At 61.4% G+C, this 10399-nt stretch carries 8 protein-coding genes and 2 pseudogenes; 6 read left to right on the forward strand and 4 right to left on the reverse strand.

What is annotated here, in order from left to right; all coding sequences use genetic code 11:
• Positions 1-5 precede the first annotated feature (5 nt).
• The 3 genes from VGK14_RS12545 to mutL all read left to right on the forward strand — a co-directional run bounded on the left by VGK14_RS12545 (position 6) and on the right by mutL (position 4519).
• A complete protein-coding gene (locus VGK14_RS12545; RefSeq protein WP_331509430.1) occupies positions 6-1424 on the forward strand; it encodes an efflux transporter outer membrane subunit in 1419 nt (472 codons plus the stop codon).
• Between the two features lie 90 nt (positions 1425-1514).
• Positions 1515-2693: a DesA family fatty acid desaturase gene (locus VGK14_RS12550; protein ID WP_331509431.1), complete on the forward strand. Its 1179-nt coding sequence runs from the start codon at positions 1515-1517 to the stop codon at positions 2691-2693.
• Positions 2694-2752: 59 nt separating this feature from the next.
• Entirely contained in the window at positions 2753-4519 is a 1767-nt protein-coding gene (gene mutL, locus VGK14_RS12555; RefSeq protein ID WP_331509432.1) for a DNA mismatch repair endonuclease MutL, read from the forward strand.
• A 31-nt stretch (positions 4520-4550) separates the two neighbouring features.
• Here mutL and VGK14_RS12560 read toward each other — a convergent pair whose 3' ends face one another.
• Positions 4551-5681, reverse strand: a complete 1131-nt coding sequence (locus VGK14_RS12560) for a radical SAM/SPASM domain-containing protein (RefSeq protein WP_331509433.1) — start codon at positions 5679-5681, stop codon at positions 4551-4553.
• Between the two features lie 157 nt (positions 5682-5838).
• On the opposite strand from VGK14_RS12560, the gene VGK14_RS12565 reads away from it, so the two are divergent.
• From VGK14_RS12565 to VGK14_RS12575, 3 genes are all read left to right on the forward strand, one after another.
• Positions 5839-7113: an MFS transporter gene (locus VGK14_RS12565; protein ID WP_331509434.1), complete on the forward strand. Its 1275-nt coding sequence runs from the start codon at positions 5839-5841 to the stop codon at positions 7111-7113.
• 3 nt (positions 7114-7116) lie between these two features.
• A complete protein-coding gene (gene miaA / locus VGK14_RS12570; RefSeq protein ID WP_331509435.1) occupies positions 7117-8064 on the forward strand; it encodes a tRNA (adenosine(37)-N6)-dimethylallyltransferase MiaA in 948 nt (315 codons plus the stop codon).
• A 137-nt stretch (positions 8065-8201) separates the two neighbouring features.
• Positions 8202-9677: an adenylate/guanylate cyclase domain-containing protein gene (locus tag VGK14_RS12575; protein ID WP_331509436.1), complete on the forward strand. Its 1476-nt coding sequence runs from the start codon at positions 8202-8204 to the stop codon at positions 9675-9677.
• Positions 9678-9701: 24 nt separating this feature from the next.
• On the opposite strand, the pseudogene VGK14_RS12580 reads toward VGK14_RS12575, so the two are convergent.
• The 3 genes and pseudogenes from VGK14_RS12580 to VGK14_RS12590 form a co-directional block, all read right to left on the reverse strand.
• Positions 9702-9990, reverse strand: a pseudogene (locus VGK14_RS12580) (type II toxin-antitoxin system RelE family toxin).
• Positions 9980-10225: a type II toxin-antitoxin system prevent-host-death family antitoxin gene (locus tag VGK14_RS12585; RefSeq protein ID WP_331509437.1), complete on the reverse strand. Its 246-nt coding sequence runs from the start codon at positions 10223-10225 to the stop codon at positions 9980-9982. Before VGK14_RS12585 ends, VGK14_RS12580 begins: the two are co-directional and overlap by 11 nt.
• Positions 10226-10312: 87 nt before the next feature.
• Positions 10313-10399 (reverse strand): annotated as a pseudogene (locus VGK14_RS12590) (IS1595 family transposase); the annotation flags it as partial.

The following is a 10399-nucleotide window of genomic DNA, read 5'->3' on the forward strand; positions in this document are numbered from 1 at the left end:
GCCGCATGGTTAGCTATGGTCTGTGGTATCTAAATATCGCCGCGCTGCTGGGGGCATGCACGATAGGGCCGACTTACGTCAAGCCGGACATGCAAGTGCCGGCTGCCTTCAAGGAACAGCATGGCTGGAAACCCGCCCAGCCCAAGGATGAACTGCCGCACGGCAAATGGTGGGAAATATTCGGCGATGCGCAGTTGAACGCGCTGGTCGAACAGGTGCAAGTCTCCAACCAGAACATACGCGCGGCGGAAGCCCGCTTCCGCCAGGCGCGGGCCCTGGCCCAGCAGGCGAGGGCAGGGGTTTCCCCGACTGTGACCGGCGATATCTCCGTCAATCGTAGCCGAGCGGCTACCGGGGCTGGCGGCGGCAATTCAAGCACGATCCATAAACTGGGACTGGATGCGAGCTGGGAGCCGGATATTTGGGGCAAGGTACAGCGCTCGGTCGAATCCGGTAATGCCGGCGTGCAGGCCGGCGCCGCCGACCTCCAGGCCGCGAAGCTCAGTGCGCAGGCGGAACTGGCGCAGGATTACTTCCTGCTGCGCATTGCCGATGCGCGAAAACAGCTGCTGGAAGACACCGTCAATGCCTACCGAACATCGCTGCAGCTCACCAGCAATCAATACGCCGCCGGTGTGGCGGCGCGGGGAGATGTGGTGGTCGCGGAAACCCAGCTGAAGTCGGCCCAGGCGCAGGCGGTCGACGTCGGCGTGCAGCGGGCGCAGCTGGAGCATGCCATCGCCGTGCTCATGGGCAAGGCGCCGGCGGAATTCGCCATTGCACCGGCCGCATTCACCCCGGCGCCGCCGCGAATCCCGCTCGGCATACCTTCGGAACTGCTGGAACGTCGGCCGGATATCGCCGCGGCAGAGCGCAGGACGGCGGCGGCCAACGCCAGAATCGGCGTCGCCCAATCGGCTTTCTACCCGGCGCTGACTTTGTCGGCCTCGGCCGGTTTGCAGAGTGCTAGCTTCGCCAAATGGCTGACTTACCCAAGCCGTTTCTGGGCGCTGGGCCCGGCGCTGGCACAGACTATTTTCGATGGCGGTTTGCGGCGCGCGCAAACCGGGCAGGCAGTGGCCGTTTATGACGAAAACGCGGCCGATTACCGCCAGACCGTGCTGACAGCCTTCCAGGAAGTGGAGGACAATCTGGCAGCGCTGCGCATCCTCGAGCAGGAAGCCCAGCTGCAGGACGACGCGGTCAAGGCCGCGCGCGAGTCGGTGGCGATCACCGGTAACCAGTACAAGGCGGGGACGGTAAGCTACATCAACGTCGTCAACGTGCAGACCATCGCGCTTATCAATGAAAGAGCCGCGCTCAACATCCAGGGCAATCGGCTCACTGCTGCGGTACTGCTGATCAAGGCTTTGGGCGGCGGCTGGAATGCAGCCGAACTAAATGGCAGCGGTGTGTCTAACTGATGTGAAATTGTCGCGAACGTGCCCCGGAGAAAGGTGTACGATCCATAGCAACTTCATCCTGCCCCCCATAAGTTTTAGGAGTTTTGCAGCATGCTCGGTTATTTCGATCTTCCCTGGTGGGGCTATGCGTTGGCGGCTCTGGCGCTCACCCATATCACCATTGTCTCCGTCACGATCTTTTTGCATCGCCACCAGTCGCACCGGGCGTTGACCCTGCACCCCATCACCAGCCATTTCTTCCGTTTCTGGCTGTGGCTGACCACCGGTATCGTCACCCGCGAATGGGTATCCATCCATCGTAAACACCATGTCAAATGCGAAACGCCGGAAGACCCGCATAGCCCGCAGGTATTCGGCATCCGCGAAATATTGCTGAAAGGCGCCGAATATTATCGCGCGGAAGCCAAAAACACCGAGACGCTGGAATCCTACGGCCACGGCACGCCGGACGACTGGATCGAGCGCAAACTGTATTCCGGATACCCCAGCCTCGGCATCGGCCTCATGATGGTAATCGACCTGATCGCCTTCGGCCCGATCGGGCTCACCATCTGGGCGGTACAGATGATCTGGATTCCGCTGTTCGCCGCCGGCGTCGTTAACGGCATCGGGCATTTCTGGGGCTACCGCAGCTTCGTCACCAACGATGCATCGAGGAACATCATGCCTTGGGGCGTGCTGATCGGTGGCGAGGAGCTGCATAACAATCACCATGCATTCAGCGCCTCGGCCAAACTGTCCAGCCGCTGGTGGGAGCTCGACATCGGCTGGATGTATATCCGGCTGCTGGCGGTGCTCAAGCTCGCGACGGTGCGCAGGATCGCTCCGCGGATGCGCTTCACGCCCGCCAAGAGCCACTGCGACCTGACTACCCTGCAGGCCATCGTCATCCATCGCTATGAGGTGCAAGCGAAGTTCGCCAAATCCCTGCTGCGTACCGCCGTGGAGGAAATCCGCAGCCTGCGGCGCAGCCAGGCGACCCCAGAACTCAGGAAGGCCGGGGCGCGCAGCGCGATCAAGCTCTGGCTGCAAAAAGGCATGGGTACCCTGGCCGGGAAAGAGCACGCAGCGTTAAGCCAGGCGCTGCATTCCAGCAAGATATTGCAGACCATAGACTCCATGCGCCAGGAACTGGTCGCGTTTGGGGCGCGCTCGACGGTATCAAGGGAGCAGCTGGTGCAGCAACTGGAAGACTGGTGCCGGCGCGCTGAAGAAAGCGGCATCCTGGCATTGCAGCAGTTCTCCCGGCAGCTGCGCTGCTACGGCTGATGGGCAGGCTCGGCTAGTCAATTGCCGGCTAGCCGACGGCGGAGGTTATAATTGCCGCCATGTCCGCCATTCGAATTCTTCCCGATGTTCTCATCAGCCAGATAGCCGCCGGTGAGGTGGTGGAGCGGCCGGCTTCCGCGCTCAAGGAATTTCTGGAAAACAGCCTGGACGCGCAGGCCACCGACATCAACGTAAGCCTGCAGCAGGGCGGCATCAAGCAGCTGCGCGTGGCCGATGACGGCCACGGCATCGCCAGGGACGAACTGGCGCTGGCGCTGGCGCGGCATGCCACCAGCAAGATCGCCAGCCTGGACGATCTGGAACAAGTCGCCAGCCTGGGGTTTCGCGGCGAGGCGCTGGCCAGCATCGCCTCGGTATCGCGCCTCACATTGACCAGCCGCGCCAGGGGCGAGCGCCACGCCTGGCGCATCGATGCCGACGGCGGCCGGCCGACAGCGCCGCAGCCGGCCGCGCTCGATGCCGGCTCGGTGGTCGAGATGCAGGACATCTATTTCAATACGCCCGCCCGGCGCAAATTTCTCAAAACCGAAGCCACCGAGTTTGGCCACTGCGAAGAAACCTTCAAGCGCATTGCGCTGTCGCGTCCCGACGTGGCTTTTCAGTTGAGCCATAACGGCAGCGTCAAATGGCGGTTGGGGTCGGCTGATCCGGCCATGCGTATCGGCGCCGTGCTGGGCGAAGATTTCGCCGATGCCGCATTGCAGCTCGACGAACAGGGCGGGGCGCTGCGGCTGTGGGGGCTGGCGGCCAAGCCGGCCTATTCCAGGCTGTCGCGCGACGCGCAGTATGTCTACGTCAACGGCCGTTTCGTGCGCGACAAGCTGCTGGCCCATGCGATCCGCCAAGCCTACCGGGACGTGCTGCACCACGAACGCCATCCGGCCTTCGTGCTATTCCTCGAGATCGATCCAGCACTGGTCGATGCCAACGTCCATCCCACCAAGACCGAAGTCAGGTTTCGCGACGGCCAGGCGGTGCACCGCTTCGTTTTTCATAGCCTGCACAAGGTGCTGGCCGCGCCTGTCGGTGTCGCGGCCGCAATGCAGCCAACAATGCCGCCGCCGCAATCGTCTCAGTCCAGCCCCTACCCGGCGTACCAGCCGCAGATTCCGCTGCAGGCCGGCGAAAACCAGAGTTTCTATGCCACGCTGTTCGGCGGCAGCAAGCCCGTGCGGGCGGATACCGAAGTGGCAATGCCGGAACGGCAGGACGGCTCCCGGGAATACCCGTTGGGCTTCGCCATCGCCCAGTTGCACGGCGTCTACGTGCTGGCCCAGAACCGGCACGGGCTGGTTGTGGTGGACATGCATGCCGCCCATGAACGCATCATGTATGAAAAGCTGAAAACCGCACTGGACGCGCACGCCGTCGCTACACAACCGCTGCTGATCCCGGTCAGCTTTCACGCCGACCGGCTGGAAGTCGCGGCGGTGGAAGAACAGGGGGACGTACTGCACAACCTGGGTTTCGAACTCGCCGTGCTTTCGCCCACGACATTGGCGGTACGCTCGATACCCGCGATGCTAGCCGATTCCGACGCAGTGGCATTGGCGCGTGACGTGCTGCGCGACGTGCGCGAATACGGCGGCAGCCGCGCGCTCACCGAACGCCGCAACGAACTGCTCGCCACCATGGCCTGCCACGCCGCGGTGCGCGCCAACCGCAGCCTTACCGTCACTGAAATGAACGCCCTGCTGCGCGACATGGAAGCCACCGAGCGCTCGGAGCAATGCAACCACGGCCGGCCGACCTGGTTTCAGGCGACGATGACGGAATTGGACAAGATGTTCATGCGAGGCAAGTAATTAGCTGGCAGCCTTCAAGCAATACATTAGCTCAAGGCATCACTTCCACATAGTCGTAGACCTCGCAGTCGGCCACTTCCTTGCGCGCCCTGAGCGAGGCCCGCGCGTACCAGGCAGCCGGATCGCGGCGATCGATTTCCCGGCCGATAAATTGCACCAGTTCGCACACCGGCTCGACCACTTTCGTCCGGTAGTGCAGATCGTTTTCGACATAGGCACGGTGCAGGTTCTTCATGCAGTTGCGCCGGCAGAAAGCGAACGCTGCGCAGGTTTCGCAGGGCATATCCGGCGTGGGTTGCAGCGGCGAGCGCGTCAGCCAGTTGCCGTTGATGTCGCCGTGCTGCATGGCGTCATCGTAGGTCATGTCCGGGCACGGATAGATGCGGCCGTCCGGCAGCACGTTGAGTATGTGCGTCGAGGCGCGGCACTGCGCATAGCCGGACGCCGCTTCGATTGCGCGGTTCGGCAGTACCTTGTTGCGCACCACGCCCATGATGGGGATCATCGGATAGGCGCGATCGGTTTGCGCGAAAAAGCGGTCTATCATTTGCGTCAGCACCGCTTGCTTGCGCGCCATCGATTCCGCATCGTAGACATCGTCCGACTGTGCAAACTGGAAATAGACATAATCGAAAGTGTCCAGAAGGCCGTCGAGCTCTTCGAAGCTGGTCGTGCCCGCGTGCCAGGTCACCCTGGCGGTGAGCGTGCCTTGGACTTTTCCCCGCATGCGTTCCAGGTTCTTGCCTACCTTGCGGAACACGCCGCGCCCGCGGTAGCCGTCGGTGGTGGCCTCGCCGCCGTCGATGGACACCAGCGTATTGGACAGTTTTTCCAGGATCGCGTCGGGCAGGCGGTTGAGCAGCGTGCCGTTGGTCTGCAGCTGATAGCGGAAATTGGGCCAGCGCTGGGTGACCTCGCTCATGTACGGAATATTAAGCGTGGGCTCGCCGCCGTAGAACGTGATGTAGATTTCCTTGTCGGCAAGCTGGCTGCGGATGAACGCATCCAGTGCGTCCAGCGTATAGCTCACCTTGCCTTGCGAATTGACGACGTCGCCAACCGCTTCCGAGCAATAGCTGCATTTGAGATTGCAGCGCAGCGTGGTGTAGAGTTGCAGCTCGACCCGATTGCCGATGATAGGCCCGTGTGTGATGTGATCCATGGCTCCCATAGCGTTGGTCTTGTTCCTTTTCATACAGACGGCAAAAAATAAAAGGATGGGATTATCCCACTTTATCGGGCGCGGCAGTGCGGCAACGTTTCTCGTGATAACATCGCCGGCACATATAGCAAGCCGCAACCGCCGCACAGGAACGACTTTGACCAATACTCCTTCCCCTTCCGTCGTGCGTATCGCGCTGGCGAGCTTCATCGGCACCGCGATCGAGTTCTACGATTTCTACATCTACGGCATGGCGGCAGCGCTGGCGATCGGGCCGGTGTTCTTTCCCGGCAGCGACCCGGCGGCGCAGGCGCTCAATGCCTTTCTTACCTTCGGCATCGCCTTTCTGGCGCGGCCGCTGGGCGCCATCCTGTTCGGGCATTTCGGCGACCGTATCGGGCGCAAGGCGACGCTGGTCACGTCACTGCTGGTGATGGGCATTTCGACCACGCTGATCGGCCTGCTGCCGGGCTACGATACGCTGGGCACCTGGGCGCCGGTGTTGCTGTGCCTGCTGCGCTTCGGCCAGGGCATAGGCCTCGGCGGGGAGTGGGGCGGGGCGGCATTGCTGGCGACGGAAAACGCCCCGGCCGGCAAGCGCGGCTGGTACGGCATGTTTCCCCAGCTCGGGCCGCCGGTCGGATTCCTGTGCGCGACGGGAAGCTTTCTGCTGCTCGCGTATGGCCTGGACGATGCGCAGTTCCGTGCCTGGGGCTGGCGCCTGCCGTTCATCGCCAGCGCCGTGCTGGTGGCCGTCGGCCTCTACGTGCGGCTGGCGCTGGCGGAAACGCCGGTGTTCGCGCAGGCACTCAAACAGCACCAACCAACCGACCTGCCGCTGGCGGAACTGCTGCGCCGCCATGCGCTGCCCATGCTGCTGGGCGCGCTGGCGATGGTGGTGTGCTACGCGCTGTTCTATATTTCCACGGTGTTTTCGCTGAGCTATGGCACCACGGTATTGCATATCCCGCGCCAGCAGTTCCTGGGCATGCTGTGCGTCGCGGTGCTGTTCATGGCCGCCGCCACGCCGCTCGCCGCCAGGGCCGGCGACCGCTTCGGGCGGCGGCCGGTACTACTTGCCGCGGGCAGCGCCGCACTGCTGTCCGGCTTCGCACTGGCGCCGATGCTGGGTAGCGGATCGTCAGTGCTGATCACCGCATTTCTCTCGCTGCAATTATTCCTGATGGGGGCGACGTTCGCCCCGATGGGCGCTCTGTTGCCGGAACTATTCCCCACCCGGGTGCGCTATACCGGGGCGGGTGCCGCTTACAACCTCGGCGGTATCCTGGGCGCTTCCTTCGCTCCCTATATCGCCCAGAAACTGGTCAACCATGGTGGTCTGTCATGGGTGGGCGGCTATATCTCGGTTGCGGCGGCCATCAGTGTAGCTGCCGTGTGGGCCATGCAGGAAACCCGCGACCAGCGGCTTTAGCCCATGACAGAACACCAGCTTCCGCCGGCGATTTTTCTGATGGGCCCCACCGCCAGCGGTAAAACCGGCCTGGCGGTGGAGTGGGCGCAGCGCCTGCCAGTGGAACTGATCAGCGTGGATTCCGCGCTGGTCTATTGCGGCATGGATATCGGCACTGCCAAGCCGGATGCGGCTACGCTGGCGCGGGCGCCGCATCACCTCATCGATCTCATCGATCCCACGCAATCGTATTCCGCCGCGCAGTTTCGTGCCGATGCGCTGAAACTGATGGCGGAGATTACGGCACGCAACAAAATCCCGTTGTTGGTCGGCGGCACGATGCTTTATTTCAACGCCTTGCAGCATGGGTTGAACGATCTGCCGCAAGCCGATCCTGAAATCCGTGCACGGTTGCTTGATCAGGCAGAGCAGGAAGGCTGGCCCGCGCTGCACGCCAGGCTGGCGCAAATCGATCCGGCCACGGCGCAGCGCCTGCAACCCAACGATGCCCAGCGCATCGAGCGCGCGCTGGAGATCTGCCTGCTTGCAGGCAAGCCGATGTCGGAACTGCTGCAACAGGATAAAAACGCCGGCCTGCCATATCGGCTGCTGAAAATCGCGCTATTGCCCTCGGATCGGGCCGCACTGCATCAGCGCATCGCCCAGCGCTTCGATGCCATGCTGGAGCAGGGCCTGATAGCAGAGGTGAGGGCGTTGCGCCGGCAATATCCGGCATTGACCGAGTCGCTGCCGTCGATGCGCTGTGTCGGCTACCGCCAGGCTTGGCAGCATATCGATGGCGGACTTGACCTTGCAGCATTGCGGGAAAAAGGCATCATCGCCACCCGCCAACTGGCCAAGCGCCAGATGACCTGGCTGCGCGGCATGGGGGATATCATCGCTCTGGACTGTCTAGATAAGTCGATAATGGACAGTTCACTTGATTTGATGGGGCGGCTTTATCCCCAATAAAGTTCGCTGCATCCTTTTTGCAACAGTGAGATGCTTCGATTAGTTCATGTTAATTTCCTCTTGACATGGGCTGTCTTAAGGGACAGTATTTGAATTGTCTAAATAAAAACGGCGATTCATTTGTACCGTCTATCTGCATGCTGACCAGTGTGGAAATCATCAAGGCTTCAGGTATCTCGCGTGCAACGCTGAATAATTACATCGCACTCGGCCTGCTGCCGCGCCCGATCGTCTCCACGCCCGCCAGCGACGCCCAGACCCGCGCACGCCAGATCGGTTATTTCCCGGAAGAAACGGTCGCCCGTATCGAGCGCATCAGGCTATTGAAGAAGGAGGGTATCCCGATGTCGGATATCGCCCGCCAACTGCAACTGGAAGGATTCGAAATGTCCCAATCGCAAACAGTCGAGGCGCCCCAGTCAAAAGCAGTCTTGCCCGCAGCTGCCCCGGAAACCGGACCGCTGCGCCTCACCATCGACCAGGTTCCCTACTCGGCATACATGGTCAACTACAACCTCGAACTCACCTGGTACAACGAAGAGGCGCGGTCATTGCTGCTGGGCTCCTTCGACAAGCTGCCGGCCGATACCAAGGAGCGCGGCGTGCTCGATTATTTCGCCCGCGGCGCTTACGGCGGCTATCTGGAAAACCGCGAAGCCTTTTATCGCTTGCACCTGCAAATGGGGCGCGAGCGTGTTGCAGCGGCGTTGGGCAATGTCGGCGTCACCGCCGCGCTGGCCGGCGTAGCCAGCACCAGTTCCAGCCCCATCGCCGAGCTGCCGCTGGGCTTGCGCGCGACCGACGGCAGGGAAGAGTACTACCGGGTCTACGCCTCTTATTTCCGTGAAGGCATCCTGGTCATCTACGCCCACGAGAACGCCGGCGCCCACGGCCTGCTGGGCCTGCTGGAGCGTCGCGACGAAGTGATCCGCAACCTGCTGAAGAAGCGCTTGCCAGTATTAACAGACGTCGCGGTGATGGTGGCCGACCTGCAGAATTCGGTGCGCATCTGCTCGGAACTGCCGCCGGAAGAGTATTTTGAACTGATCAACCAGATATGGGCGACCATGGAACCCATCTTCCGCCGCTATTACGGCACGCATGGCAAGCATGTCGGTGACGGCATGGTGTACTACTTCTTCCCGCAGCCCGACTGCAACTACATCGTCAACGCGCTGCACTGCGCCCAAGAAATGCGCGAGGCGATGCGCAAGATCAGCAAGGAATGGCAGCTACGCAAGAACTGGCTGAACGAGCTGTTTCTCAACACCGGCCTTAACGAAGGTCACGAATGGCTGGGCGTGTTCCATGCCGAAACCAAGGTGGAATTCACCGTGTTGGGCGACACCATCAACCACGCCGCGCGCCTCTCCGACTTCGCCCGCCACGGCGCGGTGTGGGCGACCAAAAACCTGCTGGGGAAACTGTCGGTGGACGAGCGCAAGCGCGTGCGTTTCGGCGTGAAGCGCCAGGATAGAGATGGCCGCGAAGTATTCGTCAACGCCTCCTATTCGCGGGTGTCGGAGCTGATAGACCTGAATTCGCCGCGCTATGAAAAGCTGGTGGATATTGCGGCGCTGGCGATTACGGAGATTGTGGAGGTTGAGGGATAACGGCTGACGCCCAGCGTCCAACCGTTACTTGATTCGCTTGGCGGCTTCCAGATAGGCGGCACTGTCTTCACGCTTGCCGACCGCCACCACGATGACGGTGATGGTGGCATCCACGACCTGATAGACCAGCCGATATCCGGCAGCGCGCAACTTGATTTTGTAGCAATCAGGCAGTGCGGCAAGGCGTGACGCCTCGACACGCGGCTGCTCCAGCCGCTCAACCAGTTTTTTTTTTGAACTGCTCGCGAATCGGACGATCCAGCTTCTGCCACTCTTTCAGCGCAGAAACCTTGAATTCAAGCTTATAGGTCATCCAGCGAAACCTTGACCGTAGCCTCGGCTTGCCGCTCCTTGATCAAGCGCGCCAGCGCCTGATCATCCAACTGCTCCATCATCGCCTCGAAAGCCGCCACCGGCACCAGGTACGCCGCAGGGCGGTTGTGGTTGAGCACGGCAACCGGAAACCCTTCCGCGCTCTCAATGATGGCCGATGGATTCTTCTTCAACTCGCTGATGCTGACCGAGGTATTGGCATAAAGCTGTTCCATGACGCTCTCCACTTAAGACCTGAATAACGAGCCAATTATAGGTCAGATTGGACGCTTTGCTACTAATAATTAATGGGTCTTAGGAAGCTAAAGCGGATTTATTCGTAAGAGTTTGAGTACTTCAAGGTAAAGATTATCACGGCGATGGTTGAATCGAAATTCAGTCTCTTTCAG

Origin of the sequence: Novimethylophilus sp. (genome assembly GCF_036504375.1) — a bacterium.
Taxonomy (GTDB): domain Bacteria; phylum Pseudomonadota; class Gammaproteobacteria; order Burkholderiales; family Methylophilaceae; genus Novimethylophilus.